General features: G+C 37.3%; 18 protein-coding genes. 8 read left to right on the top strand and 10 right to left on the bottom strand.

The genetic code is table 11. The features are described 5' to 3' along the window. Nucleotides 1–9 precede the first annotated feature (9 nt). Complete coding sequence (locus tag GGG_RS0107035; RefSeq protein ID WP_010113385.1) at nucleotides 10–1272, bottom strand: hypothetical protein; 1263 nt, start codon at nucleotides 1270–1272, stop codon at nucleotides 10–12. A gap of 119 nt (nucleotides 1273–1391) precedes the next feature. On the opposite strand from GGG_RS0107035, the gene GGG_RS0107040 reads away from it, so the two are divergent. Next, nucleotides 1392–2171 (top strand): class I SAM-dependent methyltransferase, encoded by a 780-nt coding sequence (locus GGG_RS0107040; protein ID WP_010113386.1) that lies wholly within the window; start codon nucleotides 1392–1394, stop codon nucleotides 2169–2171. A 28-nt stretch (nucleotides 2172–2199) separates the two neighbouring features. Further along, nucleotides 2200–2751: a hypothetical protein gene (locus GGG_RS0107045; protein ID WP_010113387.1), complete on the top strand. Its 552-nt coding sequence runs from the start codon at nucleotides 2200–2202 to the stop codon at nucleotides 2749–2751. A 349-nt stretch (nucleotides 2752–3100) separates the two neighbouring features. On the opposite strand, the gene GGG_RS0107050 is transcribed toward GGG_RS0107045, so the two are convergent. Next, nucleotides 3101–3505, bottom strand: a complete 405-nt coding sequence (locus GGG_RS0107050; protein ID WP_010113388.1) for a protease inhibitor I42 family protein — start codon at nucleotides 3503–3505, stop codon at nucleotides 3101–3103. 80 nt (nucleotides 3506–3585) lie between these two features. Next, on the bottom strand, nucleotides 3586–4158 hold the full coding sequence (locus GGG_RS0107055) for a hypothetical protein (protein WP_010113389.1): 573 nt from the start codon (nucleotides 4156–4158) through the stop codon (nucleotides 3586–3588). Between the two features lie 246 nt (nucleotides 4159–4404). Here GGG_RS0107055 and GGG_RS0107060 point away from each other — a divergent pair, with 246 nt between their 5' ends. Further along, entirely contained in the window at nucleotides 4405–5034 is a 630-nt protein-coding gene (locus GGG_RS0107060) for a class I SAM-dependent methyltransferase (protein WP_010113390.1), read from the top strand. A 514-nt stretch (nucleotides 5035–5548) separates the two neighbouring features. On the opposite strand, the gene GGG_RS0107065 is transcribed toward GGG_RS0107060, so the two are convergent. Continuing rightward, complete coding sequence (locus tag GGG_RS0107065; RefSeq protein ID WP_010113391.1) at nucleotides 5549–6016, bottom strand: Holliday junction resolvase-like protein; 468 nt, start codon at nucleotides 6014–6016, stop codon at nucleotides 5549–5551. A gap of 128 nt (nucleotides 6017–6144) precedes the next feature. Here GGG_RS0107065 and GGG_RS0107070 point away from each other — a divergent pair, with 128 nt between their 5' ends. The 5 genes from GGG_RS0107070 to GGG_RS0107090 all read left to right on the top strand — a co-directional run bounded on the left by GGG_RS0107070 (nucleotide 6145) and on the right by GGG_RS0107090 (nucleotide 11555). Then, nucleotides 6145–6789 carry a ParA family protein gene (locus GGG_RS0107070; RefSeq protein ID WP_010113392.1) on the top strand — a complete coding sequence of 215 codons (645 nt, stop codon included), beginning with the start codon at nucleotides 6145–6147 and terminating at the stop codon, nucleotides 6787–6789. 104 nt (nucleotides 6790–6893) lie between these two features. Further along, a complete protein-coding gene (locus GGG_RS0107075; RefSeq protein ID WP_010113393.1) occupies nucleotides 6894–8006 on the top strand; it encodes an AI-2E family transporter in 1113 nt (370 codons plus the stop codon). Nucleotides 8007–8186: 180 nt separating this feature from the next. Then, nucleotides 8187–8744, top strand: coding sequence for a superoxide dismutase family protein (gene sodC, locus GGG_RS0107080; protein WP_010113394.1), 558 nt, complete (start codon nucleotides 8187–8189; stop codon nucleotides 8742–8744). A gap of 213 nt (nucleotides 8745–8957) precedes the next feature. Continuing rightward, nucleotides 8958–11108, top strand: a complete 2151-nt coding sequence (gene yccS / locus GGG_RS0107085) for a YccS family putative transporter (RefSeq protein ID WP_010113395.1) — start codon at nucleotides 8958–8960, stop codon at nucleotides 11106–11108. A 159-nt stretch (nucleotides 11109–11267) separates the two neighbouring features. After that, nucleotides 11268–11555 carry a DUF3817 domain-containing protein gene (locus GGG_RS0107090; RefSeq protein WP_010113396.1) on the top strand — a complete coding sequence of 96 codons (288 nt, stop codon included), beginning with the start codon at nucleotides 11268–11270 and terminating at the stop codon, nucleotides 11553–11555. 137 nt (nucleotides 11556–11692) lie between these two features. Here GGG_RS0107090 and GGG_RS0107095 read toward each other — a convergent pair whose 3' ends face one another. The 6 genes from GGG_RS0107095 to GGG_RS0107120 all read right to left on the bottom strand — a co-directional run bounded on the left by GGG_RS0107095 (nucleotide 11693) and on the right by GGG_RS0107120 (nucleotide 18234). Then, a complete protein-coding gene (locus GGG_RS0107095) occupies nucleotides 11693–12922 on the bottom strand; it encodes an MFS transporter (RefSeq protein ID WP_010113397.1) in 1230 nt (409 codons plus the stop codon). Between the two features lie 630 nt (nucleotides 12923–13552). Next, nucleotides 13553–14437 carry a pirin family protein gene (locus GGG_RS0107100; RefSeq protein WP_010113398.1) on the bottom strand — a complete coding sequence of 295 codons (885 nt, stop codon included), beginning with the start codon at nucleotides 14435–14437 and terminating at the stop codon, nucleotides 13553–13555. Nucleotides 14438–14467: 30 nt separating this feature from the next. Further along, nucleotides 14468–15232, bottom strand: a complete 765-nt coding sequence (locus tag GGG_RS0107105; RefSeq protein ID WP_010113399.1) for a nucleotidyltransferase domain-containing protein — start codon at nucleotides 15230–15232, stop codon at nucleotides 14468–14470. Next, nucleotides 15198–16286 (bottom strand): D-alanine--D-alanine ligase, encoded by a 1089-nt coding sequence (gene ddlA / locus GGG_RS0107110; protein WP_010113400.1) that lies wholly within the window; start codon nucleotides 16284–16286, stop codon nucleotides 15198–15200. Before ddlA ends, GGG_RS0107105 begins: the two co-directional genes overlap by 35 nt. Before the next feature lie 51 nt (nucleotides 16287–16337). Next, on the bottom strand, nucleotides 16338–16712 hold the full coding sequence (locus GGG_RS0107115) for a hypothetical protein (protein ID WP_010113401.1): 375 nt from the start codon (nucleotides 16710–16712) through the stop codon (nucleotides 16338–16340). A 112-nt stretch (nucleotides 16713–16824) separates the two neighbouring features. After that, nucleotides 16825–18234, bottom strand: coding sequence for an FAD-binding oxidoreductase (locus tag GGG_RS0107120; protein ID WP_010113402.1), 1410 nt, complete (start codon nucleotides 18232–18234; stop codon nucleotides 16825–16827). Nucleotides 18235–18321: the final 87 nt, after the last annotated feature.

Raw genomic sequence — 18321 nt, forward strand, 5'->3', positions numbered from 1 at the left:
CCTGCCACTTTAAGAAATTTTAAAGTGACAAAACTCATTTAAACTTTCATCATCAAAACTGACCTGCCCTTGCACATCACAACTCATATATAAGTCTTTATATGAAAGCACATAGAAATCAGCACATTTTCGTATCACGATAGGATTCATATCCAAAGACAAAGCATCATCTTGCTTAAACAGTTTCGTCACACGGCGATCATTCATACAAATCAAATAGGTTTGCTTTTTGATCTCAACTTGCGCCAAACCACTATTTTCAACATGCAATGGAATAATATATTTTCCATTGACATCAATCACTTGTTGATCATAACTTTCTAGCTTTTGTGTAATCACATTAAAAACTAGAATATTTCCATAGTAATCTGTGAGTTGATTCTTATCTTCAAATGCAAGATTGACCTGAATACCTAGTTTTTGTAAATCTTGTTCATCGACACGTTTATTGGTCAATAAAATACGGGTAATGGTTTGCTTTAAACTTGCATCAAAAAAAGCACTATCGAGTTGAATATCAATTCCTTTTAGGATTTTTCCTAGCGCTTCATTATGTGTTCCAAGTAACCGTGCAATGACACTACGATAATAGAATTTACTGTTTTTCTTCACCTCACGAATTTGCTTATAAAAATAAGTTTGATCATAAGGACGTTCAATAAAATCATGCAATAAGGCAGAATTTGCGAGAACAGCAATCGCATCATGTCCTGTATAAGGTAAATGCAAGGTATGTAATTGAGGAATCAATGGTTTGATTTTTAAATAATGCTCTTTGTCATTTTCAAAATAAGGGTCATAAACAATAATATATTCACAATCTGCAACGATATCGTGTGCTTGAATCCGCATGTCTGCATTCAACTCAGCATCATAAAAATCGGTATAACGCTTATCTTCAACTTCAGCAGGATCAATCGAGTATTGCGGTACCATCGCTACAACACGATTCATTCGCAAAGATCTGGCGTATTTAATGGCTGCATAGCCCCCCATTGAACCACCATAGCCCACAATATTTTTATATTGATTTAAAATGGGTTGGAGCTGTTCCAATAATGCAGACATGCTTGATGCAGGAAACCATGACTTTTGCTTCGGCATAATGCCAACGACAGCATAATCATATTTCATCAATGATTTTTCAGCATTGATGGAAAGCCCTTTGGCACGTGTGATCAAATCACCAAATGAGAGAACTAAAGTATCTGAATCGCCTTGTAAATAGATCGCTCTAATATGATCATCTTCAAAAATTATTTGCTTATCCATTCTCACACCGAGCTTAGGCTCTCTGATTTTGGCTGAAATTAAATAAATAGACTGCTTGCCTATTCATTGCATCAAGTGTCATATTTTATAGAATCTGATCAGATAAAAAAGCGCAAAATATGACACATTCCTTACATCCTGCTGCTCAAAAAGGTTTCAGTTCTGCTGCTGAGTTATATCAACAAGTACGTCCCAATTACCCACAAGACGTAGTCACATGGCTAAAACAAGACTTAGAACTGAATGCGAATTCCAGCGTGATTGACTTAGGCGCAGGCACTGGAAAATTCCTACCTTACCTCAAACAAATCACACCACATATTATTGCGATTGAACCAGTCACAGAAATGTTGGAACAGTTGAAAATAGTACATCCTGATGTACAAATACTACAAGCCAAGAGTGATCAAATTCCACTAAATTCTGCAAGTGTTGACGCCGTTTTATGCGCCCAATCTTTTCATTGGTTTGCCAATATTGAAACCTTAAATGAAATCCATCAAATCCTCAAACCGAATGGGCATTTAGGATTGATTTGGAATCAGCGAAATGAACATGTAGATTGGGTTAAGGCATTGACCAATGTGCTCTCCCCCATTGAAGGAGACACCCCTCGCTACCACAGTGGACAATGGAAACAGGTCTTTGAAAACCAATTTTTATTCCAACTGGAAAGCACTCAAGTTTTCTCACAAGTCCAAACGGGTACAGTGGAAAATGTGGTCAGTAAACGATTATTGTCGACTAGTTTCATTGCTGCCATGCCTGAACAAGAACAGCTAAAATTAAAACAACAATTTGAACAGATTGTTTTTGAATATACGGGAAAACAAGCTCAAGATGAAATCGACTTCCCTTATGAAACTTATGTATATAACTTTAAAAAGTTAGAACAATAACAGACCCGAAGGAAACAATAGTGTGAATATGACCCAGAAAATTTTCCGCCCAATATTCATCTCAGGGCTGTTCTGTACGATTCTTTTTACGACAGCATGTACATCTAAAAATGATACTCAAGAGAATCCTGTTTCAGAATCTGAACATGAGGTTATGGATCAACTTAAAACGAGACCAATCCAAAACTTTCCAAATACAGCAGATGATGCTCACGATATTGCCGTACTCGAAAAATATCAGCAGACATTTACTGAAAATAATAATGCGTTGGAGGCTGATTTAAAGAAACGTAGTGTTGACGGTAATTTAACAGCAGAAATTGACCATCAACTAAAACGAGATGGTATTGAGTCTGCATTAAACATGCTCAAAGAACTGGATTTAAAAACAGAACAAGGACGCTATATTCAAGGTTTGTATTATCAATACTGGGAAAATCAAGCCAAAGTCTATGATGCTAAAAAACAGTCTACCGATGCCGAGCTTAAAAATCCTGCTGATGCGGTAAAAGGCATGGGAGATATGCTGACTGCGGATGATCAACTAGAACATTGGAAAGGGACACAGCCAAAAAGCTAATTTCGATCAATATGATTAACTTGTATATATAAAACTGCTTTTTCCACCTATTGATATACATGGTATTGCTACCGTGTAGGCGGCATGGATGCCGCCGTTGGTCAAGGGCGATAGGATATCCCCTTTGACCAACAAAGGATTTTTGTTACTTTTCATCCTGAGCAAAAACAAAGCATTGCCTTGTTTGCAGCGCAAGGTAAAGCATCACCTATGCAAATTAATTTAAATTTTCAATATTATCTAAGGTAATGTCCATTTTTTAGTTATATATTAACTTTAAATGAATACCATTACGTTTAATTAAATCAGTATTAAAATAAGACTCTTTTAAAATTCACTCAAAAATTATTCAAGACACACGTATACGACATTGCCATTTTTGATCAGGTTCTTTAGATGATTCCCACGCACGGACATGAACCAATTCAATATAATCCTGCCCTGGTTGTTCAGCAGTGAAACGGAACGTTTTAGTACCAGCAGCACCAACGACTTTTTCATCGGCACTGCTCGGTAAATACGTTTCTTCTGTTTTAAAAATTTTTAAAGGTTGCAGTAATTTCCACTGATAACCTGTGCTTGGATTTTCAGGCGCATTAAATACCAGTACCTCACCAACTTTCATATTTTTTAAAGTGGCGCACTTTTGCTCTGCTGTGTATTCATGTGTTTTAACAACGGTTGAAGAAGGCGCATGACAAGCTGACATTCCTAAACTCAAAAAAACGAAACCAAAACACACTAAACCTTTCATTTATCCACTCTTTTAACAGTATTTGCTTATCATTTCAGCACACACCATATCACCTTCTTGCTAGAGGCTCAAATCTGAATTTAGATGTTTTGCTTTTCAATCCATTGAATCGAATCTACTCGAATGAGCTTGCATGCACCATCCCCTACACCATTCCAATCGAGTGCAGATTTCCAAACCAAATTTTTATCATTCACCTGAACCAAATCACCTTTTAAACGTACCAAATCACCACGTTTCACTTTTTTAATGGCTTTGGCGATATCAGGATTGGCAGGGATAATGTGCATATTACTGACCAACTGAGTGGCATATTGAGCAGGAATTGGTGGTTTAGCCATACTCCAATTTAGATAACGATCATACTGATTAATCGAAATTTGACGTGCAATGTCAGGAGCTGTGAATAAACCACGAGTCACTGCATAATCAATAGGAGAAAACTTAGCCTGCTCATCATGGCTATATTCTTTAGACCCTAAAATGCGAAAATCACCATGAAATGGTTCTAAAACTGAAATTTTTTGCGACTGATCGACAGGTGCTAAACCATTGGCAATATTAAATTCTGGAGATAGATTAATCGATTGAGAAGCATTGACCTGAAATGCACTCAGAAGCAACGCTGCTGCATAAATAATTTTTTTGGTCATCACATGCCCTCTCTGTCATTGCCCTAAATATAAGCCTTCCAACATTTCCAATTCAAAATATCTTCAATTTTTAGATAAAATGACGATGCTGAAAAAGAGAAAGGCTTATGTTTAATATTAACGCCAATGTTCAAAATAAAAATTGAGTTTCAGTAACAAAATACAGAAATTCCGTCATATTTTTGTCTTATATTCAGTACACGCTTTCGCTAGAATCGAAGTAATCGCAATGTAATAGCCAAAGATATGATTTATAAATTTTATCAACAACGCATTTTTCCACACTTACTCAATCAGGTCATGCAGACACCCAGTTTAATGCAAGGGCGTTCAGAGTTACTTCGCAAAGTTCGTGGTGATGTGCTTGAAATCGGTTTTGGTACAGGACTGAATTTGCCTTTTTACCAAGAAATTGATCAAATTTATGCACTTGAACCCAATCGAGATATTTATCAATTGGCGCAGAAGCGTGTTTTAGATGCTCCTTTTCACGTACAACATATTCAAGCCAGTGCTGAAAAACTTCCTTTCGCAGACAATTCTGTTGATAGCATCGTCAGCACTTGGACGCTTTGTAGCATTGTTGAATTGGACCAAGCCTTACTAGAGATACATCGTGTATTAAAGCCAAATGGGACATTTCATTTAATTGAACATGTTCAATATCAAGACAATAAAGTCTTGAAAAAATTACAAGATGCACTCACCCCTGTGCAAAAAGTGCTTGCCGATGGTTGCCATCTCAATCGAAATATTGAACTTGAGCTATTGAATGCAAATTTTAAATTTTTAGAAAAATATTATTTTGATGCAGATGATCTTCCAAGAATAGGCCGACGGATGTTTATGGCAAGAGCACAAAAGGTTGAGTTTTAGAGATTTTATAATCGTTCCCGCTCTCTGCCTTACATCATAGATAACTGAATCATTGAAATTTTTAAATGGGTAATTGTCACGCGGTAATAGTCTAAATTTTTTAATTTGTTTCAAAATCATTAATTGATACGCGTAAACGTCATCCGCTATTGTTTGAGACAGAGCTACATTTGAATGAGAATGTTTTTGCGATAAATCTGATTAATAAGAGGATATTAAACGAGTTCAGCGGTGAGGGGCAAAGCTCCGCAAGGTGGTTTTCTTGCGAAGTTCCACTTCTCATTTTCCCGAAAGAAAAGTAGGTCGAGCCTGAGCTCGGTTAAAGCACTGCTTTAACCGTAACGCAAGACGCAGTGGGCTTAACCCTAAATATAAACTTTAAATGTAAGACTCTGCTAAGCGATTTATCATGTTAGACTTTTAGATTGTGTATATCGTTTCAAATACGGAACACCTGTAAGTAATCTTTAAGTTAATTTTTTATGATAATTTTTCGGATGCCCCTACCAAAACCCTAATCCTCAAAATCAATGCGAATGGTTTCAAAACGCACTCGCCCTTCACGAATCGCCTGAGCAATCGCTTGCTGACCTTTGGTTAAACGTGCCCCACCACTTTTGATATCAATCAACACCACTTCAATATCTTCTGCTAAACCATCACCATCACGGAAATCGGTATAACCATCAAATACAACATAATCAATAGGATCGCCTAAAAATTTAGCATCACTGGGTAAATAGCGAAATTCAGGCATAATCGGTGCCATTTGTTCCGCCATCTTGCCTTTTAAAACGGCGCGGCTGGTATTCACACTACGCTTTTGCGCACTTGCCAAAGCCTGTTGATGCTCTAATTCTAATTCAGAAATATATTGCTCATATTCTGCTTTAATTTTGCCATTACGCGTACTCGACAAAACAATCGTGGTTAAAACGATGCCAATACATGCACCAATTAACATTGCCATCCAAATGGACATGCTTTACTTCCAAAAACAACACACTGCACAATGTAAACAACTACAAGTCTTTTGTCATGTATAACCTATGCATAACAAATTAATGCTAAGCTAAGGCAAACAATCACTTGCCTAAAAATTGTCAACTCATGAAAACGATCCTCATTGCAAATTTAAAAGGTGGCTGCGGTAAAACAATTACAGCAATAACATTAGCTTCTGCGCTTGCACAGAAAGGTTATAAAGTTGCTCTAGCCGATGCGGATACACAAAAATCAGCAATGCAATGGGTAAAACAGCGTCCTGAAGATGCTGCTCGAATTCAAAGTTTAGATTGGCGACATGAAAAATCGATTGGTGATGCACCTAAAAGCTTAGATTATTTGGTGATCGACGCACCTGGTGCTTTGACAGGTGAGCATGCAGAACAGTTAATCAGTGAATGTCACGCTGTTGTAACGCCACTCCAACCTTCATTTTTTGATATTGATAGTACCAAACGTTTTCTTAAACATATTCAAGATATTAAAAAGATTCGCAAAGGCAAGGTTGCCGTGCATTTGGTGGCAAACCGTATGAAACCGAACAGTGCCAGTGCAAAGGATATTCAGCAATTTTTTGATAAAATTGAGCAAAAGCCTGTGGCATGGATTTCAGAGCGTAGTGCTTATGGTCAATTGGCAATGCAAGGCTTAACTGTTTTTGATAAAACGCAAAAGAATTTCTTAGTTATTCAACAGCAATGGCAACCACTTTTAGACGCACTGATTGATGATCCAAGCGATTGGTTTTAAAACTGTTTTAATAAAAGATAATGTGGATGTGGTGTAAAATTTGCCACATTCAATTTTTCAGTTAATATTGGGTGATTAACTCAGCATTTTATTCAGAGTAATTAGTGCAAGATTTTTCTTCGAACATACAACGTATCTTGTTGTTTGGTTTATTATTTATCCTAATATTTTTAGGTTATGATATTCTCAAATACTTTATTGTACCTGTGCTATGGGCGTCCATTATCGCCTATATGACTTGGCCAATGTATAAACGCGTCTTAAGAATATTCGGAACACATCGCCCTACACTCAGTGCCTCAATCATGATTGCACTGGTGATATTGGTGGTTGGCGTTCCATTAACTTTTGCAATTTTTATCTTGCAACATGAAGGCCGCAACCTGTTCTTCGATTTACAGCGTCAGCTATCCTCAGGTCATTTAACAGTTCCAGATTTTATTCGTGAATTACCCATTATTGGGAAAGAAATTAGCCGTACTGTTCGTGAAATTAATGCAGATCCAACCAGTCTTTCTCAAAACATCGGGATGTGGATTCAAGGGCATTTAAATTACGGCAAACTGGTTTTGAATGAAATTACTAAAAATATCATTAAATTGTGTTTTGCAGTCATGTCATTATTTTTCTTTTACCGTGACGGACAAACCATTTTAGGACAAGTCAGCAAAGCCTTAGAAATGTTGATTGGCCCTCGTATTCACCATTATCTTGACACAATTTCTGAAACCACTCGTGCAGTTGTTTACGGAGTGGGTTTGACTGCTGTGGCACAAGCGATTCTTGCAGGAATCAGTTATTTTGTTGCGGGTGTACCCAATCCAATGGTACTGACCCTCATTACCTTCCTGATGGCATTAATCCCTTTTGGCCCGCCTGTCGCTTATGGTGCGATTTCGCTCTGGTTATTCTCACAAGGTCAAACTGTGGAAGCGATTGGCGTCATGGCTTGGGGCGTTTGTATTGTCAGTACAGCGGATAATGTGATTCGACCATTGGTCATTTCAGGTGCAACTAAAATTCCTTTCTTATTGATTATGTTCGGTGTTTTAGGTGGCTTGGCTAGTTTTGGTTTAGTGGGGCTATTTATCGGTCCAGTAATTTTGGCGATTCTATTAGCCATCTGGCGTGAATGGTTACATGAAACCTTCGATCCTGAACCCTTGCCTAAAACGTCATTGGCATACGATCTTGATGATGAATCTAAAGAACTTTAGCATTTAAAATCTTAAACTTATCAATTCACAGTGAATTGATAAGTTTTTATAAAAATAAAATGAAAAATTACTTAACTTGGTTAATAAACTTATACAATCAAATCTTTAAAGCGCATTGTTTCGTGTCCTAAGTTTTGTTGCAATAGAAGCAATAATTTCAAAATGATTAGGATGCTGTACATGACATCTAAACTCCTTAAAACATCACTTTTTTGTTCTTTGTTTGCTTTAATTTCAGTGGGTTGTGCAACGAACCCAAACGACACAGAACCATCTAAGTCACCACAACAAGTGGTCGACATTCATAGCGTATCAGCTCAAGGCATTGGCAATAAAATTGGCACAATTAGCTTTCAAGATACAGCAAAAGGTTTAAGTATCACTTCAAAGTTATCAACATTACCTTCTGGTTTTCATGGTTTTCATATCCATGAGAAAGGCTCATGCGATCCTGCCGAAAAAGATGGGAAAATGGGCGCAGCATTGGCAGCAGGAAGCCATTTCAATCCAAATCATACTGGACATGGCACACCGAATGAAGGACATTTGGGTGACTTACCTGTGCTGAATGTTGATTCGAATGGCAATGCCAATACCACCGTAATTGCACCCCGTCTTAAATTGGCAGATGTTCAAGGGCTTGCGATTATGATTCATGCAGGTGGTGACAATTATTCAGATCATCCTAAACCACTTGGCGGTGGCGGTGATCGTATTGCTTGTGGTGTGATTCGATAATTGAGAAGTTGTGTAGACATATCTACGCAGCTTCTCAGATGATGAAAACAATAATCAAAACCGAGTTAATCAAAGCAATATATGATTCAATCATTTCATCCATGTGGATAAGCCAAGACTTATCCACATGGGTATTTAAACTACGGCGATCAGCGCACTTATCTTAAAGCTGATCAAGCTATAATAAACTGCTTTTTTACCTAGAGAATCTCTGTGAATAGTTTTAAAGACCTGTTGCTGAGTTTCAAATCCAATTCCATACTGATCTATTGCTTACAAATTTTTATTGTTCTTACAGGAACAACGCTTGGGCTTTATTTTCTTGGTTATGATCATTTAATTGTCCCGATCACGTTAGGTGCAATTGCCACAGCACTGACAGATTTTGATGATCGGCTGACCATTCGTTTACGCAATCTTGGCTTCGTTTGCATACTCTTTTTCAGTGTCAGCAGTATTCTTGAATTTCTCGCGCCTTATAAACTCTTCTTTTTAATCTACTTATCGCTTTCTAGCGCCGCTTTTATTTTAATGGGTGCGCTTGGACAACGTTATGCCACCATTTCATTTGGCACAGTCTTATTGTCCATTTACACCATGTTTGGTTTGGGTGAATACAATGAGTGGTATCAACAACCCAGCTATTTCGTCATGGGCACGCTGTGGTATGGTTTTACTTCAATCCTTTTCTACCTACTTAAACCTACCCAAGCCGTTCAAGAAAATTTGTCGCAAAGTTTTAATGCTTTAGCACAATTATTGATGACCAAGGCTCGGCTTTTTGACCCTGACAATACTGATAATGTTGAACGACTTTTATATGATTTATCTCTACAAAATAGCGCAGTCGTACAAACTTTAAATACAGCAAAAGCATCTTTACTCACACGTTTAAAAGCATCTCGTGCCAATAAAAATACCATTTACTGGCTTAATTTATATTTCTTGGCGCAAGATATTCACGAACAAGTTACTTCAAACTATCTACATTATGAGAATATTCATAAGAATTTTAGCCGTACTGATTTAATTTATCGCATTCAAAAAAATGTGCGCTTACAAGCAATTAATTGTCAAAAACTCTCTGAAAACATTTTAAAACATCAGGTTTTTCAAACTCATTCAGAAAATTCGGCAGTCTTAGAAAATTTAGAACTTTCAATGAAGGCTTGGATTCAACAGAATCCGCATAATATAGAAGTGAAGAATTTGTTGTTGGTTTTAAAGAATTTAAAGAACGTACAAGAACAATTTATTAACCTCAGTATTGAACAAGACAGCTATCAACAAAGTTATAGTCAACACCACGATAACCTAAATTTGTTGGATGATGATATTCAGGACATCCAAGATTTATGGCTTAAAATTAAACAGCATTTAACACCGAAGTCTGCACTATTTCGACATGCTGTACGCATCGCTTTTGTTTTTGCTGTGGGATATTGCATTTCATTATTGCCCTTTGCTAAAAATGGCTATTGGATATTGCTCACCAGTTTATTTGTCTGCCAAATCAGTTATTTTGCGACCAAAAGCCGTTTAAAACTACGAACCTTAGGGACGATTTTAGGGGTTATTTTAGGCATTCCCCTTCTCTATTTTGTACCCAGTGTAGAAGGTCAATTGGTACTGACCATTATTTGTGGGGTCTATTTCTTCTATCTACGCTCAAAAAAATATGCCATGGCAACACTGATGGCAACCTTAATGGTTTTATTGATCTTTAATTTAAAAGGTGCAGGCTATGCCATTATTTTACCAAGAATTATCGATACCATCTTAGGCTGTTTAATTGCATTCTTTGCGGTCAGTTTTATTTGGCCAGATTGGAACTTCCGTAATATTTCCAATAACATTCTCAAAAGTACTCAAGCGACTTTAGATTATTTCGATGCAATTGTTGAGCAATATCAACAGGGTAAAAACAACAGTATTGATTATCGCAAAGCACGTCGCTCAGCGCACAATGCTCAAATCGAATTATCCACGATGATCTCAAGTTTAAGCACTGAACCGAATCCCAAACAGGATTTAATTCATCATGCATTCCGCTATTTGGTCTATAGTCATAGTCAACTGAGTTATGTTTCAGCTCTAGGTAGCCACCGTGAACAGGTGCATGATCAACAGATTTTGGATTTAATGCTGTGGTGTAAACAAACATTGAATGATGTTTTACTCAATCAAATACCTTTAGATGAAGCATCAATTCAAAAAAAATTATTGGAAATTAGTCAATTGAGTGAGCAGGAAAATTTGTCTGAAGACCTTTTATTGGCTTTAAAACAAATCAGTTTGTTATTAGAAACCTTACCTGAGTTGTTAAAACTTAAAACCACATTGCTTGAACTCGAAATTAAATAATGTGCGATGAAAAGTGCTCAGCGCTTATTTTGGAGAATATTTTATTTTTCCAAAATAAGTGCTTAGAAAAATCGAATTTACAGACACTGAATAATTTTATCCAACTTTTCAGTGAATTCCGTTACACTCGCAACGCATTCACATTTTGACTCAGTGACCATGAATATCAAATCTTTACGTATTGTGGGTTTTCTTGAAGGGCTTTCTTTCCTTCTTCTCCTCTTTGTTGCTATGCCAATGAAATATATTTGGGGTAATCCTATTTTAGTCAAATATGTCGGCATGGGACATGGTGTGCTTTTCATTGCATTTCTTGCAGTTTTATTTGTCGTCTGTGAAAAGCAAAAGTGGTCTATCAAAATGTTTATTCTGGGATTAATTGCTTCTATTTTACCGTTTGGGCCATTTGTTTTTGATCATAAATTAAAGCAATTTGAGCGTAGCTAAGCTTCTATTAACATCGTTCATTTTTTGTTTTTAGTTCACCAATATTGTTTTATCAGTTTATGCAGAATTATCGCAAACAAGGGAGATAGTATTCTCCCTTGTTTTTAGAACAACTAAGTTCTTCTATAAAGAAAGACTTAAAACTCTCCTCGTTCAGCTCGACCACGCATAATTTCCTGCAATATTCTTCGTGGGAACGTGAACCATAAAATAATCAACGTTAAGCATGACAAAGCATAAGCCCATAGATGAAAATGCTCATACAACACACGAACCAATTCAATTACAAAGAAAAAAGTAAACATCATCAATACTGAAACAGCCGCAGCAACCGTACCTTTAGACACTTCAGAAGACATCAGTGCAAAACGATACAGTACAGAGAAACTAATTCCCTCACCAAAGCTGACTAAAGTCATGCCGAGAATGACGCAGTACAGGAAATATTGTTGCCAAATCACACCTAAAAATACGATGAGCGTACCGATCAACATCAATGGCAAACCAACCAATACCGTTTTCCCCAAGGCATAACGATCAATCACTTTGATGAGCACAATATTACCAACAATCAATCCCCCTAAAACTGGAAATTGCGCCAAACCATATTGCACACTACTTAACCCCAACTCTTCTACGAGCATTACTGGTGACAAAGCAATCCACAACATTAACGGCATGGCGAGCATGGGTAAACCGAGCGTTAGCCCGATAAAGGTCTTATTTTTAAAGACTTGTTTATAGTCATCCCAGATATAACTTAAAGGTTGTTTGGGAATACTCACTTTACGATCTGGCATTTTGGCTTTTAACCCAAACCAACTGAGAAAGGCCAGAAATGCAATGCCAATAAAGCCCCAATGCCATGACACATGGTCGATGAGGAATGCGCCGAATACAGGCCCTAATAAGGGTGCGAGTAAGGAAATATTTGCCATCAATGCCATGACTTTAATGGCATCACGTTCTTCAAAAGTTTCTTGAATCGCAGCATAACCCACAGCAGCAATCACCGATAAACCAAAGCCTTGAAGGAATCTTAAAGCCAAGAAGCTTTCAATGGTATGCGTGAATAGAATCAGTAAACAAGTGATGACAAAGAATGCGACACCTGCCAATAAGACTTTTTTACGCCCAAGTCGGTCTGACAATGGCCCCATGAGCCATGCAACACAGGCTCCTCCTAATAAATAGAAGGACATTGAAGATGGTGCCCAAACACTGCTCACACCAAATTCTTTGGTAATCGCAAGCATGGCGGGTTGTACCAAGTCATTGCCGATATAGACTGAAAATTCGAACAGTACCAAAGCTAATGGAAACATTAGCGTGGCACGACTCAATGTCGTGGTCTGTTCTTTTTGCATTAAATTTTGCATTGTTTTCTACATATAATTGTTGGCTTGTTTGGCTGAACACTATTTTTTGGGAGATAAGCGACAGCCCAATGACAAGCACTGAGAATTTAAATAATAAGTTGTGGAATTTGCTTTGAAATAAAGCGGTTAAACACCGTATTCACGAGGTGTCTAAATCAATGGATAAAAAAGCAAAAGATAAAACAATAATTGTGAGATTTTAAGTTCAGCAAAATACACCCATCTTGCTGATTGGCGAGATTTTAGCAAAATTTAGGTGTGAAGACGAGTAAGGATTTGCAAAGATCATAATATAACCTGAGTCCGGAATAAGATATGTTTTCAGCTATATGAGACGCGGAAACGTCAGTCGCATTGTTCGAGGCAGGACTACATCTGTAATATACTGTTTTTGCAATATATTAGGTACTTGATAGTATCTGTCGAGTTCGCGACTGACAAATGGTTTTGCCTACTTTTCCCGAAAGAAAAGTAGGTCGAACCGAAGGTTAATCCTTACATTTGACTTTAAACGGTAAGACTCTGCTGTGCCGGATCTATCTTTTCAATAACTTACATCAAAGTTTATCCCGAACTGACGTTAATATAAGCAAAATTGAATAACAAGAACGATTCTATTTAATCAGATCCCACAGGCTGAATAAATTTTCCAGCCTTTAAATCCTCATAAGCTTGCAAAATTTCAGGATAAGTATTCATTACAAAGAAGCCTTTGGCATTGATCGGTTCATTCAGTGGCGCAGCGCTCATAAATAAAAAATGACTCTCCCGAAGTGCTGTGATTTCGACTTGTTCACCGTGGCTGGACATTACAGCAAGCGCTTGGTCATCAAGTTGGTCATCTTCGGGACTAAACTGTAAACGTCCAGTGCGTAAGAAAATTAAGGTGCTGTCACCTTGTTTAGCAGGTAATACTACGCTTTGCCCTGCTTTTAAATGAATATCTAACAAGACTATAGGGCTGTGTGTTTTGGCTGGCCCTGTCTGCCTTGCATATTCGCCTGCAATGACTCGCACTGTATTAATTTCATGTTGTTCATTTTTTAGCTGAACCGTTGGAATAGAAGCTCGACTTAAACTTTGATAACGAGCAGGTTTCAATTTATCTTTGCCAGGTAAATTGACCCACAGTTGCACAATTTCAAAAGCACCGCCTTGTTTTGAAAATGCTTCACTAAACAACTCTTTATGCATCACACCTGATGCAGCGGTCATCCATTGCACATCGCCTTCGGCAATGATGCCACCTCCGCCAGTAGAATCACGGTGTTCCAATTCACCTTTAAACATGATGGTGACGGTTTCAAAACCTCGATGCGGATGCTCTGTCACGCCTTTGCGTAAATGTGTAGGTTTTAAAATTCCCGGTCCGAGATGGTCGAGTAATAAGAATGGTGAAACGGTATTTCCCAACTCATGATGTGAAAAAATGGTTTTGACTGGATGAAAATCCCCAACAGAAAACAATGTGTCATTGCGATGGATAAAAGCGAGGGTTTTCATACTGTATTTTTTCTCTTAGTCAGAAAAATATTAACCATAAAAATGTTGTTTTAGGCTAAAACTATATTCGGTTAAATAACGCTGTAACTTTTCAATATCATTGGTCGGTTCAATCGCACGTAAATTTAAAGCTTCAATTTTATCATTCAACAATTTTAGAATTTGCGCTTGTTCAATTTCAGGTAATTGTGCTTTTTCTTTCTGTTGTTTCTTAATTTCTAAATAATCTTCTGCCCAATGTCGTAATGGATCATTGGCATTAATTTGCTCAAACAGTTGCGTAATCAATAGTTCAGGCATGATTTGCTGTGTTGCCAATTCTGCTGACATCAAACCACGAATCGAATAGAACACTTTTTTATAGGTAAAATTATCAGCGGTTTGCATCACATCCATACCGCCTTTAGCAAGTGATAAGTAATGATAATACAATGCTTTATAATCTATTCGTTCCAGTAAACCATCTCTAAAACTTTCCCATTCAGGAAATTCATTAAAATAGACGATATGTGCTCGTACCCATTCCAAAACAGTAGGATTGCTTTTCGCAAGTAATCCAAACATTTTATTCAGGTCAAAGGAGACAAAGTCAAAATCACCATCCATGATTTCGATTAAATCACGGTGTTTTCGATAGTCATAATATTGTGCTTTTGAAGGTAGATGAAAACCACGTACATCATAGTCACTGTCTGGACTTGCCATCCCCCATAAACGACTGCCACTTTCGATATAAAACAGTGGATAGTCATCTCTATCTTTAAATAAGTTTTGAATTTCTTGTTGAATGTTCATGGCGTTCTAATGCTAATTCTAAAAGTTGAGTAATCAATTCAGAATAACTTATTCCTGTATTTTCCCAAAGCTTTGGATACATGCTGTTATTGGTAAAACCGGGCAAAGTATTTACTTCATTTAATAGAATCTCGCCTTTTTCAGTTAAGAAAAAGTCTACACGTGCAAGACCTAAACAACCTAAAACTTTGAATGCCTTGATTGAAATATCTCGCAGCTTTTTACTTTCTTCCTCTGAAATTAATGCAGGAATAACTACCTCAGAAGATTGATTATCAATATATTTTGCTTCGTAAGAATAAAAACTTGATTTAACAACCACTTCACCACAAACACTGGCTTTAGGATAATAATTTCCTAGAACGCCACACTCTATTTCACGTCCTTTAATAAATTTCTCGATCAAGACTTTGTTATCATATTCAAAAGCATAATCTAATGCTTTTAAATACTCTTGTTCATTTTCAACTTTGCTCACACCTACAGAAGAACCTTGATTTGCAGGTTTAACAAATACTGGGAGTCCTAAAGCATTTTGAACTTCCTGAAAACTGATTTCATAAGGATTATACGAATGCACTGTTAAAAATGGTGCGACAGCAATACCTGAACCTTGTAACAAGCGCTTGGTCACATCTTTATCCATACATACAGCCGAACTAAGCACATCTGAACCTACAAAAGGCAGATCTAGCATTTTAAGCATGCCTTGCAATGCTCCGTCTTCCCCTAAAGTACCGTGGATGATTGGAAAGACTACATCTATTTTTGGAAGTCCTTGAGCATTTTCAATTTCAAAAATTTGAGATTGACTCGTATGTTGCTGATCAGAATTTTCACGAGGTGCAAGTGATATTAATTTAGGATCATTACCATTTTCTAAGTAATGAGTTGTGTCTAAAATACGCCAACCACCATCTTGATCTATGCCAATCAGACTAATATCAAATTTTTGCTGATCAATTGCATCAATGATATTTTGTGCAGATTGTAATGAAACACGATGCTCTGATGATTTACCGCCAAATATAATCCCGACTCTAATTTTAGCCATTTTAAAATTCTCAAATTATTTCATTATCAATATCTAGAAACGAATCACTGATCAAGGACACTTTGCCTTCTGAAAACTCTTGGTATTTTTACCACGTAAACATTGATATTCTTTTTGCGTATCTACACGTGTCCAGTCATTATCAACCTTTTTAAAACGGTAAACCGTACGAATCGACTTGACCGAATCATCCATCAAACCTGTTTCAGTCAACTTCACTTCCGCCACAGTCGGTGACTCAACACTATTAAAATACTGACGAATTTCTAAAGTAGACAGATCTTTGCGCAGATCACTACGCTCATTCAACACCTGAGCCAAAGGTGTTTCAGAGCCACCACCCACTTTACTCACTAAATTCTGTGTCGTTGCACAACCTGACAATACTGCTACACATAAAGCAGAAGTTAAAATCAAACGATTCATTGTTATTGTTCCCCCTATAACAAGAAAAAGGTATTACACATATCATGCAATACCTTTTCACTTTACACTATTGAAACTATGTTTCTGTGATCTAAATACGATCTAAAAAAGTTTACAAATCAAACAATTTTCCTGGGTTCATAATCCCGTTTGGATCGAACACTTTTTTCAACGCTTTCATATATTCAATTTCTTCAGCAGTACGTGTGTATTCAAGATAAGGCTTTTTCGTCATGCCCACACCGTGCTCTGCTGAAATCGAACCATCATATTTTTGTACAGTTTCAAATACATACTTATTTACAACCTGACATTTTGCAAAGAATTCATCTTTAGATAAATTTTCAGGTTTTAAAATATTTAAATGTAAATTACCGTCACCAATATGACCAAACCAGCAAATTTCAAAATCAGGATAGTTTTCTGCAACAATGCTATCAATTTCTTTAATGAATGCAGGAACATGCGTGATTAATACTGAAATATCATTCTTATACGGTGTAAACGGTGCAATCGTTTCAGAAATATCTTCACGTAAACGCCATAAGCTCTGTACTTGTTCAAGACTTTGGCTCATCACGCCATCAAGTACCCAGCCTTGCTCCATACAATGCTCGAAGATTTCCATCGCAGCATCAATAATTGGTTCATACGGCGCTTCAAACTCAAGCAATACGTAGAATGGACATTCAGTTTCAAATGGACGAGGAACATGTCCACGTGCCAAAACTTTCTGCATTGCCAATTCACCAAAGAACTCAAATGCAGTCAGGTCAATTTTACTTTGGAATGCATGTAGCACAGGCATAATCGCATCAAAATCAGGAACGCCCAAGACCAATACTTGTAAATCATGCGGTTGGCGTTCCAGCTTAATTTCAGCTTCAGTGACTAGACCTAAAGTCCCTTCACCACCGATGAATAAATGCTGCAAGGCATAACCCGTCGCATTTTTAATCATGCCTTTGTTTAAACGTAATACATCGCCCTTACCTGTCACAACAGTCAGACCCAGTACCCAATTACGTGTCATGCCGTATTTAATAACTTTAATACCGCCTGCATTGGTACCAATATTGCCACCCATTTGCGATGAACCAGAAGAAGCAAAATCGACTGGATAATACATACCTTGCTCTTCGGCATAATTTTGTAATTGCTCAGTCACTACCCCTGCTTGGATACGTACCATACGATCAGCAGGATAGAATTCTAAAATTTGATTCATCTTGTCAAAGCTAATGACAATTTCACCATCGGCAGCCACAGCACCCGCAGATAAACCTGTACGACCACCTGATGGGGTAATCGCAACATTAAATTGATTGGCAAGTTTAACAATCGCCTGAACTTGTTCAGTAGACGATGGAAAAACAATGACTGATGGATTTGGATCGAAATGCTTAGTGTGGTCTTTACCCCAATTTTCTAAGCTATCAGCATCGGTTTTAATGCGGTTTTCACCAACAATTTCCGTCAATTGGGTCAATAATTCAGGTGCTATCGTTACTGGAGCATTCATCGTTTTGCGGGCCTAGCAAGTAGAAAATAAGGTTGTGGGTACTACAACATGCAAAATTTTAAATCAGTCAGTGAAAATTTTTCAGCA

This window comes from Acinetobacter sp. P8-3-8 (assembly GCF_000214135.1).
GTDB lineage: Bacteria > Pseudomonadota > Gammaproteobacteria > Pseudomonadales > Moraxellaceae > Acinetobacter.